The organism is Pseudomonas corni (assembly GCF_057128765.1).
In genome coordinates this window covers 634,503-660,202 of record NZ_JBSKHW010000001.1, presented here as the reverse complement: position 1 = coordinate 660,202, position 25,700 = coordinate 634,503, and the positions used below count along the sequence as shown (strand labels likewise).

At 53.1% G+C, this 25,700-nt stretch carries 24 protein-coding genes; all 24 read right to left on the bottom strand.

Annotated features, from left to right (window positions below; all coding sequences use genetic code 11):
- Positions 1–7: 7 nt before the first annotated feature.
- The 24 genes from ACWKV9_RS02980 to gyrA all read right to left on the bottom strand — a co-directional run bounded on the left by ACWKV9_RS02980 (position 8) and on the right by gyrA (position 25,564).
- Positions 8–1,027, bottom strand: a complete 1,020-nt coding sequence (locus ACWKV9_RS02980) for an MraY family glycosyltransferase (RefSeq protein ID WP_483834586.1) — start codon at positions 1,025–1,027, stop codon at positions 8–10.
- Positions 1,024–1,992: a UDP-glucose 4-epimerase family protein gene (locus ACWKV9_RS02975; RefSeq protein ID WP_483834585.1), complete on the bottom strand. Its 969-nt coding sequence runs from the start codon at positions 1,990–1,992 to the stop codon at positions 1,024–1,026. The genes ACWKV9_RS02980 and ACWKV9_RS02975 overlap by 4 nt, the downstream gene beginning before the upstream one ends.
- A complete protein-coding gene (locus ACWKV9_RS02970; protein WP_483834584.1) occupies positions 1,989–2,900 on the bottom strand; it encodes a glycosyltransferase in 912 nt (303 codons plus the stop codon). Before ACWKV9_RS02970 ends, ACWKV9_RS02975 begins: the two co-directional genes overlap by 4 nt.
- Before the next feature lie 52 nt (positions 2,901–2,952).
- Entirely contained in the window at positions 2,953–3,858 is a 906-nt protein-coding gene (locus ACWKV9_RS02965) for a glycosyltransferase family 2 protein (protein ID WP_483834583.1), read from the bottom strand.
- 20 nt (positions 3,859–3,878) lie between these two features.
- Complete coding sequence (locus ACWKV9_RS02960) at positions 3,879–4,910, bottom strand: EpsG family protein (protein ID WP_483834582.1); 1,032 nt, start codon at positions 4,908–4,910, stop codon at positions 3,879–3,881.
- Positions 4,907–5,821: a glycosyltransferase family A protein gene (locus tag ACWKV9_RS02955; protein WP_483834581.1), complete on the bottom strand. Its 915-nt coding sequence runs from the start codon at positions 5,819–5,821 to the stop codon at positions 4,907–4,909. The genes ACWKV9_RS02960 and ACWKV9_RS02955 overlap by 4 nt, the downstream gene beginning before the upstream one ends.
- 9 nt (positions 5,822–5,830) lie before the next feature.
- Positions 5,831–7,108 (bottom strand): O-antigen translocase, encoded by a 1,278-nt coding sequence (locus ACWKV9_RS02950; protein WP_483834580.1) that lies wholly within the window; start codon positions 7,106–7,108, stop codon positions 5,831–5,833.
- On the bottom strand, positions 7,105–8,232 hold the full coding sequence (locus ACWKV9_RS02945) for a DegT/DnrJ/EryC1/StrS family aminotransferase (protein WP_483834579.1): 1,128 nt from the start codon (positions 8,230–8,232) through the stop codon (positions 7,105–7,107). The genes ACWKV9_RS02950 and ACWKV9_RS02945 overlap by 4 nt, the downstream gene beginning before the upstream one ends.
- Positions 8,229–8,693, bottom strand: coding sequence for an acyltransferase (locus ACWKV9_RS02940; RefSeq protein WP_483834578.1), 465 nt, complete (start codon positions 8,691–8,693; stop codon positions 8,229–8,231). The genes ACWKV9_RS02945 and ACWKV9_RS02940 overlap by 4 nt, the downstream gene beginning before the upstream one ends.
- Entirely contained in the window at positions 8,686–9,090 is a 405-nt protein-coding gene (locus tag ACWKV9_RS02935; protein ID WP_483834577.1) for a sugar 3,4-ketoisomerase, read from the bottom strand. The genes ACWKV9_RS02940 and ACWKV9_RS02935 overlap by 8 nt, the downstream gene beginning before the upstream one ends.
- On the bottom strand, positions 9,087–9,653 hold the full coding sequence (rfbC, locus tag ACWKV9_RS02930; RefSeq protein ID WP_483834576.1) for a dTDP-4-dehydrorhamnose 3,5-epimerase: 567 nt from the start codon (positions 9,651–9,653) through the stop codon (positions 9,087–9,089). The genes ACWKV9_RS02935 and rfbC overlap by 4 nt, the downstream gene beginning before the upstream one ends.
- On the bottom strand, positions 9,650–10,543 hold the full coding sequence (gene rfbA, locus ACWKV9_RS02925) for a glucose-1-phosphate thymidylyltransferase RfbA (RefSeq protein WP_483834575.1): 894 nt from the start codon (positions 10,541–10,543) through the stop codon (positions 9,650–9,652). The genes rfbC and rfbA overlap by 4 nt, the downstream gene beginning before the upstream one ends.
- Complete coding sequence (gene rfbD, locus ACWKV9_RS02920) at positions 10,540–11,433, bottom strand: dTDP-4-dehydrorhamnose reductase (RefSeq protein ID WP_483834574.1); 894 nt, start codon at positions 11,431–11,433, stop codon at positions 10,540–10,542. Before rfbD ends, rfbA begins: the two co-directional genes overlap by 4 nt.
- Position 11,434: 1 nt before the next feature.
- Complete coding sequence (gene rfbB / locus ACWKV9_RS02915) at positions 11,435–12,505, bottom strand: dTDP-glucose 4,6-dehydratase (protein ID WP_483834573.1); 1,071 nt, start codon at positions 12,503–12,505, stop codon at positions 11,435–11,437.
- A gap of 717 nt (positions 12,506–13,222) precedes the next feature.
- A complete protein-coding gene (locus tag ACWKV9_RS02910; protein ID WP_483834572.1) occupies positions 13,223–14,284 on the bottom strand; it encodes an LPS O-antigen chain length determinant protein WzzB in 1,062 nt (353 codons plus the stop codon).
- A gap of 169 nt (positions 14,285–14,453) precedes the next feature.
- The gene (locus tag ACWKV9_RS02905; RefSeq protein ID WP_483834571.1) at positions 14,454–14,684 is read right to left on the bottom strand and encodes a lipopolysaccharide assembly protein LapA domain-containing protein; all 231 of its coding nucleotides are present in this window, start codon (positions 14,682–14,684) and stop codon (positions 14,454–14,456) included.
- A 19-nt stretch (positions 14,685–14,703) separates the two neighbouring features.
- Positions 14,704–15,003, bottom strand: a complete 300-nt coding sequence (gene ihfB, locus ACWKV9_RS02900) for an integration host factor subunit beta (RefSeq protein WP_268797327.1) — start codon at positions 15,001–15,003, stop codon at positions 14,704–14,706.
- A 194-nt stretch (positions 15,004–15,197) separates the two neighbouring features.
- Positions 15,198–16,889: a 30S ribosomal protein S1 gene (gene rpsA, locus ACWKV9_RS02895; RefSeq protein WP_483834570.1), complete on the bottom strand. Its 1,692-nt coding sequence runs from the start codon at positions 16,887–16,889 to the stop codon at positions 15,198–15,200.
- Positions 16,890–17,010: 121 nt separating this feature from the next.
- Positions 17,011–17,700 (bottom strand): (d)CMP kinase, encoded by a 690-nt coding sequence (gene cmk, locus ACWKV9_RS02890; protein WP_483834569.1) that lies wholly within the window; start codon positions 17,698–17,700, stop codon positions 17,011–17,013.
- Complete coding sequence (locus ACWKV9_RS02885) at positions 17,697–19,304, bottom strand: prephenate dehydrogenase/arogenate dehydrogenase family protein (RefSeq protein WP_483834568.1); 1,608 nt, start codon at positions 19,302–19,304, stop codon at positions 17,697–17,699. Before ACWKV9_RS02885 ends, cmk begins: the two co-directional genes overlap by 4 nt.
- Positions 19,297–20,409, bottom strand: a complete 1,113-nt coding sequence (gene hisC, locus ACWKV9_RS02880; RefSeq protein WP_483834567.1) for a histidinol-phosphate transaminase — start codon at positions 20,407–20,409, stop codon at positions 19,297–19,299. The genes ACWKV9_RS02885 and hisC overlap by 8 nt, the downstream gene beginning before the upstream one ends.
- A 15-nt stretch (positions 20,410–20,424) precedes the next feature.
- Positions 20,425–21,519: a prephenate dehydratase gene (gene pheA, locus ACWKV9_RS02875; RefSeq protein ID WP_483834566.1), complete on the bottom strand. Its 1,095-nt coding sequence runs from the start codon at positions 21,517–21,519 to the stop codon at positions 20,425–20,427.
- A complete protein-coding gene (serC, locus tag ACWKV9_RS02870) occupies positions 21,519–22,604 on the bottom strand; it encodes a 3-phosphoserine/phosphohydroxythreonine transaminase (RefSeq protein ID WP_483834565.1) in 1,086 nt (361 codons plus the stop codon). Before serC ends, pheA begins: the two co-directional genes overlap by 1 nt.
- A 146-nt stretch (positions 22,605–22,750) precedes the next feature.
- Positions 22,751–25,564: a DNA gyrase subunit A gene (gene gyrA, locus ACWKV9_RS02865; RefSeq protein ID WP_483834564.1), complete on the bottom strand. Its 2,814-nt coding sequence runs from the start codon at positions 25,562–25,564 to the stop codon at positions 22,751–22,753.
- Positions 25,565–25,700: the final 136 nt, after the last annotated feature.

Below are 25,700 nucleotides of genomic sequence, written 5' to 3'. Positions count from 1 at the left end.
CTACTGATCAAGCCTGCGTTTCAAGCTGCCCCGCCTTGTACTTAAAGGCGAGCAGAACAAGAGGAACATAGGCCAGCAACAAGCCCGCGGCCCCATCCAAGTAGCGCAAGCCTACGCTTATCGCGATCGGAAGTAACCAAACTACGTTTATAGCAATGACTGCAAATGTCACCGGTTTGTGACTACCGACGGCTCTGGACGCAAATTGATAAGCGTGACTGCGATGAGCCTCGTAAACCTTATCACCCCTCACCAGGCGACGAATCAACGTGAACGTTGCGTCAACGATAAACACTCCAAGCATGATCAGCCACGCGAAGAAATATTCGGAGCCTGCCCACCCGGCCTGAATCGCCAGGCAGCCAATAATTATGCCCAAAAAGCCGCTCCCTGCATCGCCCATGAAGATCTTCGCTGGCGGGAAGTTCCACACTAAAAAACCAGCGACCGCCATTGAGAGCAGTAACGGGGCCCAGATGAGTTGGGCATCCCCTCCCAATACGTAAATCAAAGATAAAACAAGACAACTGCTGATAGCCTCGACACTCGCAATGCCGTCGATACCATCCATGAAGTTGTAGAGATTCAACATCCAGACCAGGTAAAAGACAGCCAAAATACTGCCGATCCATCCAAGATTGATGCTCATCCCCATCACGCTCAAAGGAGCGAACCCGCCTAGCCAAAACAGTGCCCATACCGCGGCAAGGAAGTGGCCTAGCAAACGCCACCTGGCCGCAATGTGGCCATGGTCGTCCATAAAACCTATAACGGCGATTAAAGTTCCAGCGCCTAGATAGGCGGTGAGTACCGGCCATGACTCAACGCCGGTGAAGCCGAGGATCAAGAGCGCTAACAGGAACGCTACCACGATAGCGACTCCCCCTCCCCGAGGTGTCGGCACGGAGTGCGAGCTTCGTGCATTAGGGATGTCGATGATGCTGCGATGAAGCGCATAACGCCTGAGCGCCGCCGTCAACAGTAAGGAAAGAACCGCAATGACAGGCAACACAAACCAAAGACTCATTTCACTTGCTCGTTTAAAAAATAATCGGCGGTCTTTTTCAAGCCTTCATTTACAGTGACAACGGGCTGCCAGGCTAATAACGAACGAGCCTTGCTGATATCTACCTGCAGTGAGCCACATAGGCGCTGAGACAGAGATTTTTGCCCGAGCAAAATGGCTGCCTGCGAAAGGAGCCAGGCGGGAACAGGTAATAGCCGGGCACGTCGATGTAGCGCATCACCTAACTTCTGAAGCAGCTCAGTGGTGGACATATCATCGCCGTCACTGATCAAAAACGTCTGGTTGGCCGCCGCGGGGTGTTCCGCGCACACTTTTATAAACTCCACCAGATTATCAAGCGCCACCAGGCTGCGCTTATTGCTCAGGGAACCGAAAGGTAGGGGCACACCTTTGCGCAGCCATCTCATCATACTTTCGAAGTTAGCCTTCACCCCAGGTCCATAGACCAAAACCGGACGCACAATAACAACCTCCATGCCCGTTTGTGCGGCAAGGACCTTTAGCCCTTCCTCGGCTTCCATCTTTGAAATGCCGTACGGATCGACCGGCGCCGGTGGATCGGACTCTCGATAGGCCTGGCCTGCGGTAGTGCCCTCGCCGTTGACTTTCACTGAACTGACAAACACAAAGCGCTTCACCCCGGCAGCGGCGGCACTGCGCGCGAGTTGCAGCGTATGCCCTACATTGACCCGCCGAAAAGCTTCGAGCGGATCGGGATCGCTGTCATTCATGATGTGAACGCGCGACGCCAAATGCACCACCACCTGAACGTTGTTTAACGCCGGATGCTGTGCATCAATCGCACTGAAATCGGGCAAAACGGCGTAATCGTCCTGCGGGTGCGGTAATTTCGGTATGCCACGCACCAGCAGCCGAATGTCCGTGGTTGGATCTTCACGCAGAACGGAAACAAGTTGCCTACCAACGAAGCCAGTACTGCCCGTGATCAATAATTTATTTTTCATTTCTTGTGTTTCACCAGTGCGAGAACAAGGCAAAGCCCAGCGAATATAAACTTGTCGCGGGGTCGCCTGCGGCATCGCGCACTGTTCAAAGCGAGTCGAATTAACTGAGCACGACCCAAGCTGATCCAGCCCCTGACGAATGGCTGATCTGCCATGCCTACCAAAGGAGCAATAAGTGCCGCCTGATTGAAGTACCAGCCGTCATAGACTTGGGACAATCTAGCCTTGAACGCTTTTACACCTCGGTTGACGCCAACCTGATTGTTTGCATGTTGGCGATACTGCATGCCTGGGACGCTGTCGATGTGCCAGCGGAAACCATTCGCCCGACTGAACGCATAGAAGTACCAATCGTGCAGGGTTACTGTCTGGATTTGGGCGAAACGGGCGGACAGATGCTTTTGTAGCTCTACAAACAGTGGTCGAGTGAAAACGTAAGTGCAGCCAGGACCCGCCGCTTCGAATAAAAAGTCATAGGAGACTTGCGGTTGGGACTTGACGATAAGCTTCTCTTTGCCGTCTGGCCAAAACGCCTTTACGTTGCCGGAATAGCCATCAACCCGCTGAGCATTAACGACGTCGACGGCACGGCTGAGTTTATCCGGGTTCCATACGTCATCCTGATCAGCGAGAGCAAAGTAATCAAAATCGGAAAGCGGAGCATCTTTGACCAGTCGAAAAAAATTACGAGCTGCGCCCCCGAACTTCTCTCCATAGGGTAAAGCGCTCACTCTTGGATCACGGGCGGCGAGCGCAGTGACCCATTCATCGGTCCCGTCAGTGGAAATGTCGACGCTGATCAGCAAAGTAACGGATACGCCCCGCTGAGAAAGGATCGAGTCGACCTGCTCTGCTATCCATTTCATGCCGTTGTAAGCGGCCAGCAGCACCAAAAAACGCGGTTGCATAAATCTACCTTCAATATCCTGACGACCTCGCGGCCCAAAGTGGGAGCGATGATTAATGAACGGGGCCCAGACTGGCCTTGAGGCCGTGATGGACGCCACGGAGCATCATGCGTAGCGACTTGACGCGATCGGTATCAATAACAATATTGACGACGAAGCGAAGCATGAGCGCCATGATCATCCTGCGTTTCCAGAGTGCAGGAGTGTGTTTCATGCGGCAAACGGCAACCGTATTGCGAAAGAAAAAATAACGACGAACCGGCGAGTACCGAAAAAAACTCAGCCCGAATATCTTTACGGGTGGTGCGTCTGACAGCGCATGTCCCATTTGGACGTTCAGACAGCCGAACAGGGTGAAGCCCTTCTCCCGAACCCGAAAACACCATTCGGTATCGGTAAAATCAACGAACATACCTTCATCGTATTTAATGCCTGCCTTCCATGCGCGCGTATCAACGAACATACCTGAAGTGATCAATGCATCGGCTTTGACAAGCCCGTTTCCGGAATCCGAACTATAAACAGCTTTAATTTCACCACCCACCGTTTGATAGAAGGGGAAATTGATATTCTTTCCGTCGCGCCTGTCGAAGAATGCAGGACTTACTGCCACCACTGTCGAGTCAAGGGACTTACACTTCTCCATTGCTTCTGAAAGAAGGGTAATCAAATTATCTTCAGCGTGACTGTCCTGATCGAACGTAACTACATACTCAGCCCCAGACCGGATGGCAATCTCAAAACCTACATTTAATGCAGCACCGAGCCCTTTGTTGCCGCCCATATCGTGATAGACAATACGCGCCCTTTCAGATTTTGAGTCATGAAGAATTTCAGCGCCGCCGCCGTTATCCACAAATATCAGCAAATCCACTTGAAAAACAAGTGAACGCAATAGATTATTTAGCACCCCTATCTCTGGCAAATAACCCACCACCACCGCAGCAACTTTAACCACAGAAACCTCTCATTCGAGAACTAAAAAGACGGAAAAGAAATAACGGTAAGGTCTACCAGCTTAGTGGCACCAAAGTAACTTATCGACGTAAACATATATCCAAGTGCTAGTAATGTCGCTGATTTGTATATCCAACCCATGGAGCCTCGCGTAATGGACAGCGAGAGCACGGTAAAAAACAATGAAATATCGGCAACCCGGACAGCAGCGGCCGGCATTTTCCCCATAGCAAAATAAAATAGAAGAAGCCCTAAAGCGTAATAGGAAAATATTTTTGCCTGAGGTGCTTTGGATATTTGCACATATCCAAAAGTAATGATTATAAATAACACCTTGAGCGAAAACGGGTTGAATTTTTCGGCATATATATCAGCCGCATACGAATCGTAGTAAGGCATATATTTTAGCAGCAAGCTGACGACGATAACTACCGCACTGATTATCGCGTACTTAAACCTATTGAAATAACGCTTAACCAGCCACAACGCCAAAATCATGAAACTGACGTTATGCAGTAAGATAGCCATCAGAAAATAAAAAAGCGCTTTCGATTTCTTTTCTTCCAGCAATGCTAAACAGCAGATAACAACAGCAGCCGCGTTTCTGATTTGGGTGAGTTCCCACAAAGGAAAAAACGTCAGAAAATATAGCACACCAAAATATAGCCACTCTTGCTTCGTCGCCTGAGGAAGCCTTCGTAACAACACACACTTTCCGTATATGGCTATAAAGGCGAATATAAACAGCACACCAACAAAGTCGGTACCTATAACAGCGTTAAACCAAACCAGAATCTTATAGCCAAGCTCGACGTTTACCGATGCGCCCTGGATGATCGAATTATAATATTCGAGGTAGTTTTGATAATCTTTATCCAGACCTAGAGGACGCAAGGCAATCAATAGCGAAATGGCAATGCAGATCAAAAAAACTGCAGCGCGACGATTCGTTGTGACGTGCCACCGACGTTTGGGCCTACCCAAATTATCATTAATAGACGCACCCTCCTCCAGGACGATACGCTCAGCGGAGTCAGTATCTGATCTAATCATTTCCGAAGTCTTGCCAGTAAAAATCTAAATATGAAGAATGCCAGATAGAAACTGAAATTCAGATACACACACAAGCTATGATTTTTTAGGAGCTTAAACCCTTTGGAAGTCTGACCTGAGCGGACTGCGCCCAAAAAATGTAGCGCCAAGACCTTTCCCATTGCGCGTGGGTAAAGCTCTATCGGCGCAAGCTTAGTTAACATCTGCTTGACTATTCCGAACTGACGCTCGACATTTTTGTAACTATTAGATCCGTGCTGCCTGTACTTGACGACCAACACATCAGGCAGAAAAATAAAATCCTTGTTAATCGTTGGGAATCTTGAAAACATCTTTATGAACGTTGGATAGTCGTCCAGAAGTATCTCACGGTCCCACCCCCCGATTTCCTTAAGCGCATCAACCCGGAATATGGTGGACTGCAGGAGTATCGGTTGGGGATAGTCTAAAAATAGAGCCTCGCCACGTTCTTTCTCTGGCAATTGAAAGAAGTGGTCGTGAGCCTCACCGTAAACTGAAGATGTAAACGCCGGTTGATCTTCGAAATAGTTCTCGCCGCCGCCCACGCAAAACTTAAGTTCCGGAGAACATTCCATGCGTTCCAGGCAATGGATAATACCCGCTGGAATTGGAACATCGTCTGAAGCGACAATATAAATATAAGGAGTGTCAACGAGTTCTAGCCCCCAAACTAGGGAGGAGACCAAGCCACCATTGGGCTTACTCAAGACCTTGACGTTATCCGCAGGACACTCAACCAAATAGTCTTTCACCACTTGAAGCGTTCCATCGGTAGAGCCGTCGTCTATAACGATGATTTGTGCATCCGGAACATTCACCTCTCGGGCGGCAACAAGACTCTCGAGAACATATCTCTCATGATTGTAGGCAGGAATAATAATTGTTAGCATATCTAATTCCTATACAGCCGCCGGCGAAGAAACGAGGCAGACCTTCTTAAAATAATAAATAGTGCAACCCACCATAACGGCCCAATACAGCGCATAATTCACGGCATATGCAACCGCTACGCCTTGCAAACCGTAGACACTTACGAAGTACAAACTCAGCAACACGAACGAAACCGCCGCAAAGATCTCCGTGACAATAAATGTCTTATACATCGCCTTACCTAGAATTAGATACGCAAGTATCCAGCTGCCAATCTTTAATGTATCGCCAACCATCTGCCAACCAAACAGGTCGCGCATCGGTGCGAAATCACGAGTGAACAAAAGCTCGATTATAAAATCTTTCAAAAAATAAATAAGTAGCCCAGCAAAGATAGTAAGGGGAATAATAAGCTTATATCCTTTTAATATTTCGCTGGTTAGCTCACCTGGACCTTTCAGCTCGGACAGTCGCGGCAGGTAATAAACGCTGAGGGTGGTGGTGACCAAGAGGAGATATGCAGAACTTAAGCGCCACATCGCTTCCCAATATCCAGCTGCCTCCCATCCCAGCGCGTCGCCGAGATTACCTCTAATCAGCATATTTGTAACAGGCATACACACCGCAGAAGTCAAAGCCATCGCAGTGAACTTACCAAGATTCAACAGTGTCTGTTTGTCGAGAGTGCCAAAGAAATAAACAGGTGCAAACCAATGTGCCCGCCGGCAAAGCAAAAACGTAACAAAAAAACTAAGAGACTGATAGATGGCGAATGCCGCCAAGGCTCCATACAATCCAAAATAAATAGCCATTATAGAAGTTACAATTAAAGAAAAAATGCTCCCGCCTATATTAGCTATCACATAAAGGAGAATTTCTTTTTTCCCGTTTAAAACAGCAAGCATTAGCGTATTTAAATTGAAAAAAATCAATGTGCTTGCGAAAATCACAAACACACCTGAAAAATCTTCGCGACCAAATGCCCAAGTCGATAGTTGGCCACTGAATATTACGATCGGCACCGCAGCTATGATCGAACCTATTATGACGATCGTTCCTGCGGTTCGCCAAAGAGTGTGAAGACGGTCGGGATCTTCTCCTATCTCGGCCGTGTACTTGGTCACACCCGTATTTATGGCACCGCTGGCAAACATAGTGAGCATTTGAACGGCATTTTGAAACTGCCCCACCGCAGCATAACCAGTGGGGCCTACATACACGGCCAGGACCTTGTTGAGTCCCAGTAACGTCAGCATTTTTATGGCAACAGCTATTCCATTCAGCAGACTGGTTTTAATCAGGTTCATAGCATTCCTGACTGGAAGCTATTACACGCCTGAACGACGGCCTTCGCGTCTTCAACTGAAAGCGTCGGCCCCATCGGCAAACTGAGAATCTGGCTGTGGACCTCTTCAGAAACCGGAAATGAAGACGCCGCCCACTCAGCGTAAGCCGCTTGATGATGGGGCGGAATCGGGTAGTGAATCAGTGTCTGAATACCGAGGTCCGCAAGATGCTTTTGCAAAGCGTCCCTTTCATTGCTCAGTACGGTGTACACATGCCACACATGACCTTCGTTGGAGGCGGCATTAAAGGCAGGCTCTACGGGCAGCCGCATAAATGCATTGGTGATACCTTGGGTGTACAAATCGGCGATCTGACGACGATGCTGGGTTTGTTCGTCCAGATACTTCAATTTCACCGAAAGGCAGGCAGCTTGCATTTCATCAAGACGGCTGTTAACACCCCGATAGAGGTTTTCATACTTCTTGTGAGAGCCATAGTTTCGTAGAGCCCTCAGCGTGTCCGCTAATGCATTGTCATTGGTGGTAATAGCCCCAGCGTCGCCCAGCGCGCCCAGGTTTTTACCGGGATAGAAGCTGAACCCTGATGCGTGACCCCAGTTTCCGGATCTTTTGCCGTCGAGGCTTGCGCCGTGTGACTGCGCTGAGTCCTCAAGCACAAGCAGATTATGCCGCTCGGCCAGCGCCATAATCGCGGGCATATCTGCAAGGCGGCCATAAAGATGCACAGGCAGTATCGCTTTCGTCTTTGCGGTGATCGCAGCTTGAGCGTTGATTGGGCAAATGTTAAACGTGGACGGATCTGGCTCCACCAGAACGGGTACAAGGCCGTTTTCGGAGATAGCCAGAATACTTGCGATATAAGTATTGGACGGTACGAGTACTTCGTCACCGGCCTTCAGCAGTCCCAGTTCCTTCCACGCGCGGATCACCAATACCAGCGCGTCAAGGCCGTTAGCAACTCCGATGCAGTGACGAGTTCCGCAATATTCCGCGAAGCTACTTTCGAAAGCTTGGAGTTCAGTTCCGCCGATATACCAGCCGGAATCAATGACGCGAGTGCAAGCCGCGACCAACTCGTCGCGGCAGCTTTTATTCACATCTTTCAAATCCAAAAAACTGATCATTTAGTTACGTACCTGATGATTCTTGCAGGATTACCCACGACGACTGCATTCTCCGGGACATCAGCGACAACGACTGCCCCCGCACCTACCATCGCATTCGGCCCAATTACTATGCCGGGCAATATAGTTGCGTTAGCCCCAATACTCGCACCTCGGCGGACAGTTATACCGCTGAAACTTTCAGGATAAACTTTAGATCTCGGAAGCAGATCGTTAGTAAAAGTGGCGTTAGGACCTATAAAAACATTGTCTTCTATTACAGTGCCATCCCAGAGGTAAACGCCAGACTTTACAGTGACGTTGTCACCTATCACTACGTCTCCCTCAACTAAGGTATGGGCACAAATATTACAGTTCTTTCCGATGCGGGCATTTTTGAAAATAACCGCGAACTGCCAGACCCGAGTCCCCGCGCCTACATTCTCAGACTTCACATCTGCCAAATGATGAATATCAGGCATTTTCTACAAGCCTCATGAAGTCTTGGTAGTTACGAATGTAATCTTTCTCATCAAAATGCTCACTCGCCATTACCAGAAGAATGCAGTCCTCACTGAAGTTATGCATCTCCCGCCACAGTAGACCTTCGATTAAAAGTCCCTTTTCCGGAGAGTCCATATGGACTTCTTCGCGAGTCTTTCCGTTATCAAGCACCATGATGCAAGAGCCGCTAAGGCAGACCGCCAATTGCTTCAGGTCCAAGTGGGCATGAAATCCTCGACTGACATCCTTCTTCGTACCGTATATGTAATAGATCCGCTTTATGTCGAAAGGAACATTAATCCCTAGCTCAAGCGCAACCAGGCTTCCTCGTGTGTCGCCTAGTACCTGAAAATCAAACCATTTAGCGAGGCTCATGAGTTAGCCACCAGCAGACTATCAACTGTTGGCGCATCATTGTCTTTTTCGCTGATGGTCAGATCACCAGCCATAGGCCATTTAATACCCAGCTTTGGGTCATTCCACAGGAGTGCGCCTTCTGAGGCCTTATCGTAGTAGTCGGTCGTTTTGTACAAAAAGTGCGTATTGTCTTCCAGGGCTATAAAACCATGGGCAAAACCTTCTGGAATCCACAGCATCCGGTTATTGGCTTCAGTCAACTCAATCCCAACCCACTGCAAGAAGGTAGGCGACCCAGGCCGAATATCGACGGCGACATCATAAGCCGCACCGCGCACCACGCGAACGAGTTTGCCCTGCGCGTGAGGGGCCCTCTGGAAGTGAAGTCCCCGTAAAACTCCCTTCGCCGAACAGGAGTGATTGTCCTGAATGAACGCACGAGGTACAGGGAGCCCCGCCGCCTTAAGCGCGTCATGGAATTTCGCCTCATTGAAGCTTTCCATAAACCAACCACGGTCGTCACTGAATACTGCAGGCTCGATGACGACAACGTCAGGCAGCAGGGTCTGGATAAGCTTCATGCGCTTTCAGCCTCAGCCAACAGTTTAAGCAGGTATTGGCCATATCCTGTCTTTTTCAGCTTTTCTCCCTGTTCCTTGAGCTGAGCCGGCGTGATCCACCCCTGAGCGAACGCAATCTCCTCAAGGCAGGCAACTTTCAAACCCTGACGGTGCTCAATGGTGTGAACGAACTGGCTCGCTTCCAGCAAAGACTCATGCGTACCCGTGTCCAACCAGGCAAAACCGCGACCCAGCATCTCAACTGTCAACGATTTATCGTCTAGGTATGCTCGGTTTACGTCGGTGATTTCAAGCTCACCGCGATCCGATGGCTTGATGTTTTTGGCGATTTCCACGACCCGGTTATCGTAAAAATACAGGCCTGTGACAGCGTAATTCGATTTTGGAGCGGAAGGCTTTTCTTCGATGCTCAACGCACGTCCGCTGCTATCAAACTCAACCACACCAAAGCGTTCTGGATCAGAGACATGGTAACCAAACACCGTGGCGCCTGAGGTTTGAGACATGGCGGCACTCAGATTCTCTGAGAAGTGATGCCCGTAGAAAATGTTGTCCCCCAGTATCAGGCAGCAAGGATCATCGCCGATGAACTCTTCGCCGATCAGGAACGCCTGAGCCAGGCCATCCGGACTAGGCTGCACAGCATAGGTCAACTCGATGCCGTACTGAGTGCCGTCGCCTAATAGCTTCTGGAAGCTAGGCAAATCCTCGGGCGTGGAGATGATGAGTACTTCGCGCATACCAGCGAGCATCAGTACGGAAAGCGGATAGAAAATCATCGGTTTGTCGAAGATTGGAAGCATCTGCTTCGAAACGCCAAGCGTTAGAGGATGCAAGCGAGTGCCTGAACCGCCAGCGAGAATGATTCCTTTGCGTTTGATGACCGTCATCTGACTAACACTTCCTTCAACATCCGGGTTACTCCACTCTGCCAATCGGGCAGGTGAATAGAAAAAGTCCTGCACAGCTTGTCTGTATTGAGCCGTGAGTTCAGCGGCCGACGCGCCGGCGTCGGGTATTGCTCGGTCGGGATCGGGGTAATTTGTTCCACCGCCAACGCTTCTCCGCAGTCACGGCCGAAGTCGATGACCAGCGACGCGTAGTCACACCAAGAGGTGAAACCCGAGGCTGCTAAATGATAGATGCCAGACACCTTGGCGTCACCATATGCGTGCCTGATCGCTATCGCTGTCACGTCAGCGATCAAATCTGCGCCTGTTGGCGCACCAATCTGATCAGCGATGACGTTTAATTGCGTACGATCTTTCCCGAGTTTCAACATTGTCTTCGCGAAATTGTTGCCACGCGCTGCATAAACCCAACTAGTGCGGAAGATCAAGTGCTTGCAGCCGGATCGCAGTATGGCTTGTTCGCCAGCGAGCTTGGTCAAACCATAGGCATTAACGGCTGCGACCTGATCAGACTCTTGCCAAGGTTCGTCACCAGCCCCGTCAAAAACATAATCAGTCGAGTAATGCACCAACAAACAGTCAAGCATGGTGGCCTCGTTTGCCAAGAGCTCCACGGCTTGCGCATTGATCAGCCGTGCCATGTCCAGATCTGACTCAGCCTTGTCGACAGCGGTATAAGCGGCCGCATTGACGATGACGTCTGGCGCAACTTGCCTAACGGTCTCACGGAGTTGGTCAAGATTTGCAAGATCGCCGAACAGCCCATTCTCTCCATGTCGGTCTAGCGAAACGAGGTCACCCAACGTTGCCAAAGAGCGCTGTAACTCCCAGCCCACCTGACCGTTCTTTCCCAGCAATAATATTTTCATATCAGTGCGAACGCTTGGCGTAATTCTGATCAATCCAGTTCTGGTAGCTGCCGCTTTTTACGTGCGCCACCCAGGATTCATTGCTCAAATACCATTCAACCGTCTTGCGTATGCCGGAATCAAAGGTCTCTGAAGGAACCCATCCCAATTCACGTTGAATCTTGCTTGCGTCGATCGCGTATCGCTGGTCATGGCCAGGACGGTCCTGAACATAAGTGATCAGTTGAGCGTGTGGCACGAAGCGCGAGTCCGGCCTCAGCTCGTCCAGCAACTCACAAAGCTTCAGTACAACATCGAGATTTTTCTTTTCGTTGTGGCCGCCGATATTGTAGGTCTCGTCTACAACACCTTCTGTCACCACACGGTACAAAGCCCGTGCATGGTCTTCGACATACAGCCAGTCACGCACCTGATCACCTTTGCCGTAGATAGGTAAAGGCTTACCTTCGAGAGCGTTGAGGATTACCAGAGGAATGAGTTTTTCCGGAAAATGGAACGGACCGTAATTATTCGAGCAATTGGTCACAACCGTGGGCAGTCCATATGTCCGGCTCCAGGCACGCACAAGATGATCTGAACTGGCTTTGCTGGCTGAATAGGGCGAACTAGGTTGATACGGTGTCTGTTCCGTGAACAGTTCTTCAGGCCCTTCAAGGTCGCCGTAGACTTCATCCGTGGAAATATGGTGAAAGCGGAAAGCGTGCTTCTGCGCTTCTTCCAGCCCATTCCAGTAAGCGCGACTTGCCTCCAGCATGGTGTAGGTGCCGATGATGTTAGTCTGGATAAAATCGGAAGGGCCACTGATGGAACGATCTACATGGGACTCGGCCGCCAGATGCATTACGGCATCAGGACGATGCTCGTTAAACACCCGGTTGAGTTGTTCACGATCACATATATCAACTCGTTCGAAGACATACCGCTCATTTGCTGCCACGTCGAGCAACGACTCGAGATTACCTGCGTAGGTCAGCTTGTCCACATTGACAACCGAGTCGCCAGTGTTAGCGATGATGTGACGCACCACTGCCGAACCAATGAAACCTGCACCGCCAGTTACTAAAATCTTCAAAACGCTCTTCCTGATAGCGATGACGGAGCTTGCTTCATCCGTCGTTATTTTTCTGCACGACTCGTTACGTAGACACGAGTGGCGGTAATACCTGCAGCATTCTCCCTACCCGAGCACACGAGCCTAGAACTCGGCATCAATGCTTTTTTCGACCAATAGAAGCCGATTACTAGCTCGTTCGCTGTCCTTTCGTGCAGCCAATGGTCGTAAAGGGAGACATTATGCCTGATGCCGAATGTCGCGGGCGATGGCTTTCACATAGAGGAGATTCAGTCTTCACATAGAGGAGATTCAGTCTTGAAGCGAGCGCTAGCAATGATGGTGCGGCAGATCGGAATGGTAAAAAACTCACTCTTACGGCTATGAAGTCCTGCCTCAAACTGCATTTCTGTAGCGTTGTCGATAACAAGTGCGCACTGATTGGAGCGACATGATCGCTTATACCAAACATAGGCAAAGGAAAAAGCGCCTCGCTATGTCCAGCTGTATTTCCAGATCGAGATCAGCGAGGTTGCATCGGGCTAAGCCTTAACCGAGGCAACCTCTTTGCGATGAAAGCCTTTAAGAAACGGAAACGCTCGCTCTTATGTTTCCGATGGAGCTAAGCAGCTGCCAGCCCCACCGATTACTTAAGAAAACGCTAGCTAACCCAGCATGCGCCGAAGCTTAACTGCGCAGCACTACAGGGGTAAAAATCAAAGCACGCGTTAACCACAATTACGATGCGCTAACAATCTTGCGCCTCTTGGAAACGAAAAAACGAATCAGGCATACGAGTACACCCAAGATCCCTCCACCTACAAACCCTCCAATGATGATCATTGCTTTCTTCGGCTTTAGTGGGCGATCGGGGACCTCGATAGGTCCGTCCCGGCGATAAACTGACACATTTTCTGGATTAACCTGCAACGCTTGAAAGAGGCTACGCTTAATCTGGAGAGCACGAAGATTGCCAATAAATGGATCGTCTGTCTTCCTTTCTTGAAGATTCTTGATTTCAGCGATCAGCGCTTTGCTACCCCGCATATAAGTTAGCTGGCCATCCATCGTGGCAGAAACCTCAGCTGCGACATTTCCAGAGATGATCGGCGGGTTTTCCAGGCCAATCGCTTGAGCGACGCTCAACGCCTCTTTCAAACGGGTGATGGAGTCAGTTCGAACCTTGCCTTCTGTTTCCTGAAGAATGCTGATTTGCTGAGAAAGGTTGCGAGCACGCACTTCTGCCTCACGTGTAACGTTGGTGATCATCTCTTTTTCAGAAGCTGCACCAGCCCGCGCCACGAAGTCTTTAATCCAGTCAGTAGCCTCAACAGGATCATCGCTTTGAACAGCCACCGAGTACCGATCAGGCTGTTCTTTGGTCGGTGTACCAATAGTCAGTGTGTTCAGATAATTGGTATACAGTAAGTCCCGCGACCCTGATTTTTCTGACTCAGGTAAGGACGGGAGATAGACTTCGTTAAAGAACGCACGCCGCAAGGACTCACCTTGGAGGTTTCGAGTAAAGACACTATAGACCTCCCCGATAGAGTACGGATTCAGCTCAGCGTCCCTGGTCCGACCATAATTGAAGTCAGCGATTCCGTTTAATGTAGGCGGCTGTAGGAACACCCTTGCTTCATAAACAGGTTTACTGAGAAAAGCGAACGCGGCAGCACATACCGTTACAGCTAACGCAATGCTAACTATTATTAGTTTCTGCGCCCAAAGTGCAGCGACAAGCTCGAACAAATCTATTTCATCAGGTTCTAGCATCGTCGTTGGGTGGGGAGTTGCCATTCAGGTGAGACCTTCAAATATTTTATGGGCGCTTTAGACTATGACGTCTAAAGCATCAGCTTTTTTAGCAGGGGGATTTGCTGAGCAGCCAGAAAATGCAGTAGCTCTAGGCGGCCTGCAATTGTTATAGATCACCTACCGAACTGCTATCTGAAACGAAACGAGTCGCTCAGACAGTTTTGGACCTACGGCGCAGATGAGCTATCCAGGACAATACCGGTCCAATCATCATACCAACCAATAGCGCCAGAATCACCGGCACCGCGACAGAAACTTGTGGTGCAGCCCAGCCAAAAAGCACCAATGAGACGTGCTGTTGGTTTTCGAGCATGAAAACTACCGTCGCCACTACGATGAGCAGGACAACGACAAAGAATATCAGGCGTTTAATGTTTCGCATTTACCCCTCCCTTGACAGGCTATTGGAGGCCTTCCTCTTCTTCTTCGTTCACCCGATCCCGCAATTCTTTTCCTGGCTTGAAATGGGGTACGAACTTTCCGTCGAGGCTTACAGATTGCCCGGTCTTAGGATTACGGCCAACGCGGGGTGCACGGTAATGCAATGAAAAGCTGCCGAAGCCCCGTATTTCAATACGATCGCCAGTCGCCAGACACTGAGACATTTGCTCGAGCATAGTCTTGATGGCCAGCTCAACATCCTTGGATGAGAGAAGCCCTTGATGGGTGACAATCCGTTCTATCAACTCCGACTTCGTCATATTTTTCCCTTCTTTTTCAAGCAGCTAGGAAAAGCGGTCCGAAGGTTTTAGCATGACCGGATCGATTTGAACAGCCCACGTTTGGAGTTATGTTCGACATCCAATCAGGCATTGAGCCATTAGATGGCGCGTACAAATCTCAGGCACAAAAAAGGGCGACCGAAGTCGCCCTTTTTAAAATGGCTAAGCTGAACTTAGTTCTGCTTTTCCATCTGTGCGCGCAACAGGTCACCAAGAGTGGTTGGGCCTGTGTTTTCAGCGGTTTCAGGCTTGCTACGCAGGCTCTGAATCGCTTCTTTCTCGTCTTCAACGTCTTTCGACTTGATCGACAAGCTGATTACGCGGCTTTTACGGTCAACGCTGATGATCTTCGCTTCGATCTCTTCGCCTTCTTTCAGAACGTTACGCGCGTCTTCTACGCGGTCACGGCTGATTTCGGACGCTTTGAGGGTAGCTTCGATGTCTTCGGCCAGAGTGATGATGGCACCTTTAGCGTCAACTTCTTTAACGATACCGCGGACGATTGCGCCTTTGTCATTGACAGTGACGTACTCGGAGAACGGATCGCTTTCCAGCTGCTTGATGCCGAGCGAAATGCGTTCGCGCTCTGGATCAACCGACAGGATGACGGTATCAAGCTCGTCGCCCTTCTTGAAGCGACGTACGGCTTCTTCGCCGACTTCGTTCCAGGAGATGTCGGACAGGTGAACCAGGCCGTCGATGCCGCCGTCCAGACCAATGAAGATACCGAAATCGGTGATCGACTTGATGGTGCCGGAGATTTTATCGCCCTTGTTGAACTGGCCAGAGAAATCTTCCCATGGGTTAGATTTGCACTGCTTGATGCCGAGGGAGATACGACGACGCTCTTCGTCGATGTCCAGAACCATAACTTCCACTTCGTCGCCAACCTGAACGACTTTCGAAGGGTGGATGTTTTTGTTGGTCCAGTCCATTTCGGAAACGTGTACCAGGCCTTCCACGCCTTCTTCCAGCTCTGCGAAGCAGCCGTAGTCGGTCAGGTTGGTAACACGCGCGGTCACGCGAGTGCCTTCTGGGTAACGTGCCTTGATAGCAACCCATGGGTCTTCGCCCAGTTGCTTGAGGCCCAGGGAAACACGATTGCGTTCGCGATCGTACTTCAGAACCTTGACATCGATCTCATCGCCAACATTGACGATTTCCGATGGATGCTTGATACGCTTCCAGGCCATGTCGGTAATGTGCAGCAGGCCATCGACGCCACCCAGATCGACGAATGCGCCGTAATCGGTGAGGTTTTTGACGATACCTTTGACCTGTTGGCCTTCCTGCAAGGATTCCAGCAGAGCTTCGCGCTCAGCACTGTTCTCGGCTTCCAGGACGCTACGACGGGAAACGACAACGTTGTTGCGCTTCTGGTCGAGTTTGATGACCTTGAACTCGAGCTCTTTGCCTTCCAGGTGAGTCGTGTCACGCACAGGGCGCACGTCAACCAAAGAACCAGGCAGGAACGCACGGATGCCGTTAACGTCGACAGTGAAGCCGCCTTTAACCTTACCGTTGATAACGCCCTTGACCACTTCTTCAGCAGCGAAAGCCGCTTCCAGAACGATCCAGCACTCAGCACGCTTGGCTTTTTCGCGGGACAGTTTGGTCTCGCCAAAGCCGTCTTCGACCGCGTCAAGAGCAACATGAACTTCGTCGCCGATCTTGATGGTCAGCTCGCCAGCGTCGTTGTGGAACTGCTCCAGCGGGATGAGGCCTTCAGATTTCAGACCGGCGTGAACCGTAACCCAACCAGCCTGGTAGTCGATATCAACGATGATAGCGGTGATGATCGAACCGGCCTGGAGGTTAAGGGTCTTTAGGCTTTCTTCGAAAAGTTCAGCAAAGCTTTCGCTCATTTTAATTCCTGTTGATAAGGGCGAAGAATACGCCCATCTGCCACATCCCAGTCGACGTGGGTTTCGTTCATATGAAAGAAAGCCTGCGGGACTATAACTGGTCTCCCGCATGGCTCTCTGGTCATCCGGCAAGATCGCGTAGCGCGACTTCACTCAAGATGCGTTCCAACACCTGCTCGATAGATAATTCAGTGGAATCCAGCTGTATAGCGTCATGCGCTGGCTTGAGCGGTGCTACCGCTCGCTGGGTGTCACGCTCATCGCGCGCACATATCTCATCTAGCAGACTCGACAGACTAACATCATCACCTTTGGCCTTCAACTGCAAGTAACGGCGTCGGGCACGCTCCTCGGCGCTGGCCGTCAGAAAAACCTTCAAGGGCGCGGCCGGGAACACTACGGTGCCCATGTCCCGTCCGTCGGCGATCAAACCCGGAAACTCTTGAAACGCCCGTTGACGCTGCAGCAGCGACTCGCGCACCGCTGGCAGCGAGGCCACCTGCGATGCACCGCTGCCAACCTGTTCATTACGAATCGCCAGGGTCACATCCTCACCTTCGAGAATGATCCGCTGTCCGTGATCATCGGTCGCGGCTTCGAATTGAACATCCAGATGCGCCGCCAGCAGCTTTAGCGCTTCTTCGTTGGTCAGGTCAACGCCATGATTCCGGGCCGCGAATGCCAGCAAACGATAGAGCGCGCCGGAGTCGAGCAGACACCATCCCAGACGTTTGGCCAGCAGCCCTGCCACTGTGCCCTTCCCTGAACCACTTGGTCCGTCGATCGTAATGACCGGAGCTTGAGCTTTCACGATTGCCCCTCTTGCGCTACACGAATACCCACCTGCGCGCACAGCGCCAGGAAACCGGGGAAAGAAGTTGCGACATTGGCACAGTCATGGATAAGAACCGGTGCCGTTGCTTGCAACGATGCAATGCATAAGGCCATGGCGATACCATGATCGCCATGCGCCTGGACCTCACCACCACGGACCGAACCGCCTTCGATGATGATGCTGTCTGAAGTAATCTCGACTTTCACGCCTAATGCCGACAAGCCGTCGACCATCGCCTGAATCCGCTCCAATTCCTGAATGCGAAGATCCTCGGCATATCGCCATACAGTACGCCCTCGAGCGCAGACCGCAGCGACAAAAAGCACGGGAAACTGATCGATCGCTTGCGAAGCCAGCGCCTCAGGAATGTCCACCCCCGTCAACACCGCGTGCCGCACGCGCAGATCCGCACCGGGTTTGCCGTCCCCCTCAGGTGGAGGTTCGAGCGTGATATCCGCCCCCATCAAATGTAAAATCTTGATGACACTAGACAGCCTAGGGTTCAGCGCTGCGTGATCAAGCCATAAGTCCGAACCTTCACTGATGGAAGCGCCCACCAGCAAAATGGCCAAGGCCTCACTGTCAGTCCCGACGTCTACGCGCCCACTGACAGCGCCGCCCGGACCAGCCACCAGATTCGGCTTACCGGAAACAACGCCCCGCCCCGCCTGACCACGACGGGCAAGAATTTCACCAAAATGCTCCCGAGCCTTACGCGCGCGAGTGAAGACACCCATCAATTGCGCGCCATCACCGACACTGACCGCTTCGCGCAGCGCATCCAGATCAGTGCGAAATGTATCCAGGGTGCGTAAAACCGCCTCGCGGTTGGCGAGAAAAATGTCGTGCCACATCACCGGATCACTCCCTGCAATGCGGGTGAAATCGCGGAAACCGCCCGCAGCGTAGCGGAAGATCTCCAGATTCTCGTTACGCTTGGCCAACGAATCGACCAGCCCGAACGCCAGCAGATGCGGCAAATGACTGGTGGCGGCCAAAACTTCGTCGTGGCGCTCAACCTGCATGTGCTCTACATCCGCACCAAGTGCCGACCAGAGCCGATCAACCAGTGCCAGCGCAGAGGGATCGGTGTTTGCCAATGGCGTAAGAATAACTTTGTGATGGCGAAACAGCTGGGCATTGGAAGCTTCCACTCCGCTCTGCTCGGATCCGGCAATCGGGTGCCCGGGGACAAAGCGCGCTGGCATCGTGCCAAACGCCTCATTGGCTGCACGCACTACATTGCCTTTGGCGCTGCCAACATCTGTCAGCACCGCATCGCCCAAATCAAGCTTCGCCAGAACGCCCAGCAATTTCTCCATGGACAGGATCGGAACGGCGAGCTGAATCACATCCGCCCCAACGCACGCCGCAGCCAGGTTATCGTCGCAGCGATCCACCACGCCCAGTTCAACAGCGCGCTTGCGCGATTGTGGATCAAGATCTACACCTACGACCTCACGGCACAGCCCGCTCTCACGCACGCCTTTGGCAAACGATCCACCGATCAGCCCCAGACCGACCACTACCAGGCGACCGATCATAGGCTGCGCGGATTGCGCAGAGATGACATCAACCACGCGCCAGAACCTTGCTCAACGCTTCGAGAAAACGGCTATTCTCGGCAGGCAGCCCGATGCTCACCCGCAGGTGATTGGGCATGCCGTAGCCGCCGACTGGGCGCACGATAACGCCTTCGCGCAGCAGCCCTTCATAAACAGATGCAGCTTCACGACCCAGATCGACGGCCAGGAAGTTGCCTTTGGATGGAACCCAGCTCAAGCCCATTGCACGCAAGCCGTCCTGCATTTGCTGCATGCCGATTTCGTTCAGGCGACGGCTCAAGGCCACGTACTCAACATCATCCAGTGCCGCAGTCGCTGCGGCCAGGGCAAAGCTGTTGACGTTGAATGGCTGACGCACGCGATTTAGTACATCCGCCACCACCGAAGTGGACAGCCCGTAGCCCACGCGCAGAGATGCCAAACCGTACGCTTTTGAGAACGTGCGCGAGACCAACAAATTAGGGTGATCGGCGAGGAAATTAAGGCCGTCGGGCAAGTCGCCCCCCTCTGCGTACTCAATGTAGGCCTCGTCCAGCACCACCAACACGTCTTTGGGCACGTCAGCGAGGAAGTCCGCCAGCGCCTGCGGACCGAACCAGGTGCCGGTTGGGTTATTAGGATTCGCGATGAAGACCACGCGGGTATTGCTGTCGATGGCCGCCAGCATTGCCGGCAAGTCATGCCCCCAATCCTTGGCGGGAGCCACGCGAGCATCGGCACCGACGGCCTGGGTCACGATCGGATAGATAGCAAACGCATGCTGACTGAATACCGCATTCAAGCCCGGCGCCAGATAAGCACGGGCGACGATTTCCAGAATGTCGTTAGAGCCATTGCCAAGCGTGACCTGATTGGCCAGCACACCGCAGCGCTCGGCCAGACGTGCTTTCAGGTCAAACCCATTGCCGTCAGGATAGCGGGTCAATTCGGCCAACTGATCCTCGATAGCTGCCAGCGCCTTGGGGCTCGCACCCGCGGGATTTTCGTTGCTGGCCAGCTTAATGATATGTGCGGGATCGATGCCCAATTCGCGCGCCAGTTCGTCCACCGGTTTACCGGGAACGTACGGCGATAGTTTTTGCACGCCGGATTGCGCCAGCGCGAGGAAGTCGCCATTCATGAATCACTTACCTCGTCAGAGAACCGCTTTCGGGTAGGAGCCCAGCACTTTGAGTGCTACCGCTTCCTGGCTGATCCGCTCAAGCACCGCTTTGATCAATGGATCGCGGTGGTGACCGACGAAATCGATAAAGAACACGTAGGTCCATTTACCGCTGCGCGAAGGTCTTGTCTCGATACGGGTCAGATCGATTCCGTTCTCATGGAAAGGCACCAGCAATTCATGCAACGCGCCGGGCTTGTTGCTCATCGAAACGATGATTGACGTCTTGTCGTCGCCGGTCGGCGGGACTTCCTGGCTACCGATCATCAAGAAGCGCGTCGAGTTATCCGGGCGGTCTTCGATTTTTTCAGCAATCCGCGTCAAGCCATACAGGCCTGCGGCCATGTCGCCAGCGATGGCAGCGGAGTTCCACTCGCCTTTGACGCGCTTGGCGGCTTCGGCGTTGCTGGAAACAGCGACGCGCTCCACATTCGGGTAATGCGCGTCTAGCCACTTGCGACACTGTGCCAGCGACTGGGCATGGGAATAGATGCGGCTGATGCTGTCAGTCTTGGTATTTTCGCCCACCAGCAAATGGTGGTGAATACGCAATTCGACTTCGCCACAGATGACCATGTCGTGCTCAAGGAAACTGTCGAGGGTGTGGTTGACCGCACCTTCGGTGGAGTTTTCTACCGGCACGACGCCGAAATTGACCGCACCGGCGGCCACCTCGCGGAACACTTCGTCAATTGCCGCCATGGGCAGGCTGATGACGGCATGTCCGAAGTGCTTCATCGCAGCGGCTTGGGTGAAGGTACCCTCTGGGCCGAGATACGCCACTTTCAACGGCTGCTCAAGGGCCAGGCAAGAGGACATGATTTCACGGAACAAGCGCGCCATGTCTTCGTTGCTCAACGGACCGCGATTGCGCTCCATGACCCGCTTGAGGACCTGAGCCTCACGCTCTGGACGATAGAACACCGGCACTTCGCCTTCGGCCAGGGTCGACATCTTCACCCGTGCCACTTCCTGTGCGCAGCGCGCACGTTCGCTGATCAGCTCCAGAACCTTCTCGTCCAGACTGTCGATGCGCAGGCGCAGTGCCTTGAGTTCTTGTTCAGACATTAACCGTGTTCCTTCTCGAACTCTGCCATGTACGCGATCAGCGCGTTAACCGCGTTGAGGTCGATGGCGTTGTAGATGGAGGCGCGCATGCCGCCTACCGAGCGGTGGCCCTTGAGATTGAGCAGGCCGCGCTGGTCGGCGCCCGCCAGGAAAGGCTTATCCAGGCGGTCGTCGGCCAGACGGAACGGCACGTTCATCCACGAGCGGTCGGATTTATTGATCGGATTGCTGTAAAGCCCGCTGGCATCGATGAAGTCATACAGCGTGCGCTGTTTGATTTCATTGCGCTTGGCGATCTCTTCAACGCCGCCCTGCTCCTTGAGCCATTCGAACACCAGACCGGACAAGTACCAGGCCAGCGTCGGCGGGGTGTTGTACATGGAGCCGTTGTCCGCTGCGACCTTGTAATTAAGCATGGTTGGGCACACCGAACGCGCGCGACCCAGCAAGTCCTCACGAATGATGGCAACGACGATCCCGCTTGGGCCGATATTTTTCTGCGCACCCGCGAAGATCATGCCGAACCGCGATACATCGACCGGGCGCGACAGGATGTCCGAAGACATGTCGGCGACCAGCGGAACGTCGCCAGTTTCAGGGATCCAGTTGAATTCCAGGCCGCCAATGGTTTCGTTGGGCACGTAATGCACGTAGGAAGCGTCTTTGGTCAGCTTCCACTCGTTCTGGCCGGGGATGGCGAAATAGTCGTAGGGCTTGGCGCTGGCGGCGACGTTGATATGGCCGTAGCGCGATGCTTCTTCGATGGACTTCTGCGACCAGATGCCAGTGTCGATGTAATCGGCAGTGCCGTCCTCAGGCAGCAGGTTCAGGGGAACCTGAGCGAACTGCTGGCTTGCGCCGCCCTGCAGAAACAGTACTTTGTAGTTGGAAGGAATGGACAGCAGATCGCGAAGATCCTGCTCGGCCTTGGTGGCGATGGAGACGAACTCATCGCTGCGGTGACTCATTTCCATGACCGACAGGCCTTTGCCGTGCCAATCGAGGAGTTCCGCCTGGGCGCGCAGCAGAACAGCTTCAGGAAGCGCGGCTGGGCCGGCGCAGAAGTTAAAGGCTCGCTTGCTCATATCCACTCTCGTCATGCAATTCGTTGAATTCTAAACCGGTGAAGCATTGTAGGAGCTGCCGAAGGCTGCGAACGCGAGATGTCAGGCAGATCGCAACGCAGTCTTCGGCAGCTCCTACGAAGGGGCTGGGCGCCCCCTATTCAGCGTCAGTCCTTGGACTCTTCTTCGTCGGAAGCAGCGTCGGCTTGCAGATCGGCGCCAGACTCGTCAGCGTCATCGCCGCCGAACACTTCGCCTTCCACGATTTCGCCATCAACTTCTTCGCCTTCGAAGCCTTCGCCTTCCAGCTCTTCGCCTTCAACTTCCGAAGGCTCCTGAACACGCTCCAGACCAACGAGCTTCTCGTCCTTGGCCAGCTTGATCAGTGTCACGCCCTGGGTGTTACGCCCCAGACTCGACACTTCGTCAACACGGGTACGCACCAGTGTGCCCTGGTCCGAAATCAGCATGATTTCCTCGCCGTTCTGCACTTGAACCGCGCCGACCAGTCGGCCATTACGGTCGTTGCTGACCATGGCGATAACGCCCTGACCGCCACGCTTGTACTCAGGGAACTCAGAAATTGCCGTGCGCTTGCCGAAGCCGCGCTCGGATGCCGTGAGGATTTCACTGCCTTCTTCCGGGATCAGCATGGAGATCAGCTTCTGACCTTCCTGCAGTCGCATGCCGCGAACACCGCGAGCGGTACGGCCCATGGCACGAACGTCGGATTCCTTGAAGCGCGTCACTTTTCCGCCGTCGGAGAACAGCATGATTTCCTGCTCGCCGTCAGTGATGGCAGCCGAAATCAGGATGTCGCCTTCGTCCAGCTCCAGCGCGATGAGGCCGACGCTGCGCTGACGGCTGAAGGCCACCAGCGGAGTCTTCTTCACAGTACCGTTGGCTGTGGACATGAAGATGAACGGTGCCTTCTTCTTGTCTGCAGCCTTGATACGCGCTTTGCGCTCTTCTTCGGTCTCGCTACTGTTCTCGTCGTCGACTTCGACTTCGCTTTCGATGACGTCGGTGTCTTCCTCGTCAGCCTGCTTGCGCATGGCTTCAAGGTCCACCGGCAACATGGTGGTGATGTACTCGCCTTCGCTCAATGGCAACAGGTTGACCAGCGGACGACCACGGGCAGCGCGGGAGGCTTCCGGGATCTCGTAGGTCTTGAGCCAGTACACCTTGCCTTTGCTCGAGAACATCAGCAGCGTGGTGTGGCTGTTGGCAACCAGCAGGTGAGCGATGTAGTCCTCATCCTTGATGCCGGTAGCTGATTTACCTTTACCGCCACGGCGCTGCGCCTGATAGACCGCCAATGGCTGGGTCTTGGCATAACCGCTGTGGGAAATGGTGACGACACGTTCTTCTTCGGTGATCAGGTCGCCGAGGGTCAGGTCCAGGCGCGCATCGAGAATTTCGGTGCGGCGCACATCGCCGTATTCAGCGCGGATCAGCTCCAGCTCTTCGCGGATGATTTCCATCAAACGCACAGCGCTGTTGAGGATGCGCAGCAGCTCGCCGATCTGAATCAGGATTTCCTGATACTCGGTGAGCAGTTTTTCGTGTTCCAGGCCAGTCAGACGGTGCAGACGCAATTCAAGAATCGCCTGTGCCTGTTCTGGCGACAGGAAGTACTTGCCGTCGCGCAAGCCGTACTGTGGATCGAGGTTGTCCGGACGGGACGATTCGGCGCCAGCGCGCTCGACCATGTCCATCACAGCGCTCGATTCCCAGCCAGTGGTGATCAGGCCTTCTTTGGCTTCTGCCGGGGTGGGCGATGCCTTGATCAGGGCGATAACCGGGTCGATGTTCGACAGGGCAACGGCTTGACCTTCAAGAATGTGACCACGTTCGCGGGCCTTGCGCAGCTCGAAAACAGTGCGACGGGTGACGACTTCGCGACGGTGACGAATGAACGCTTCGAGCAGATCCTTGAGGTTCAGGATGCGAGGGCGGCCATCGATCAGGGCAACGATGTTGATCCCGAAGACGCTTTGCAATTGGGTCTGGGCGTAGAGGTTGTTCAGCACGACCTCAGGCACTTCACCACGGCGCAGCTCAATCACGACGCGCATACCGTCCTTGTCGGACTCGTCGCGCAGTTCGGTAATGCCTTCTAGCTTCTTCTCTTTAACCAGCTCAGCGATCTTTTCGATCAGGCGAGCCTTGTTGAGCTGGTAAGGCAGTTCGCTGATGACAATCTGCTGGCGACCACCGACCTTGTCGATGTCTTCGACGAAGGAGCGCGCGCGCATGTAAATGCGGCCACGGCCGGTGCGGTAGGCTTCGACGATACCGGCGCGACCGTTGATGATCGCGGCTGTCGGGAAGTCCGGGCCGGGGATGTACTGCATCAACTCGTCGATGGAAAGCTCGGGGTTATCGATGAGCGCCAGGCAGCCGTCGATGACTTCGCCCAGGTTGTGCGGCGGAATGTTGGTGGCCATGCCGACCGCAATACCGCTGGAACCGTTGACCAGCAGCGTCGGGATGCGTGTTGGCATCACCGCCGGGATCATCTCGGTGCCGTCGTAGTTCGGCACCCAGTCCACGGTTTCCTTGTGCAGGTCAGCCAGCAGCTCGTGGGCCAGCTTGGTCATGCGCACTTCGGTGTATCGCATGGCCGCAGCGTTGTCGCCGTCGACCGAACCGAAGTTGCCCTGGCCGTCGACCAGCAGATAACGCATCGAGAAAGGTTGCGCCATACGAACGATGGTGTCGTAGACCGCGGTGTCGCCGTGGGGGTGATACTTACCGATCACGTCACCAACCACACGGGCGGATTTCTTGTACGGCTTGTTCCAGTCATTGTTCAGCTCGCTCATCGCGAACAGTACACGCCGATGCACGGGCTTCAAGCCATCGCGCGCATCCGGCAGAGCTCGTCCAACGATGACGCTCATCGCGTAGTCAAGGTAGGACTGCTTGAGCTCGTCTTCGATATTGACCGGGAGGATTTCTTTGGCCAGTTCGCCCATGAAGCCTGATTCCTTTTTCTGGTGAAACTCCGTCACATCCATGCGGGACGAACGAAGCTTGTCGCAGCCGGCTTTTGCCTGACGACGACTTACGACAAATCAGCTGTTTATGCCTGGGATTTGCGCAGTAAAGAGA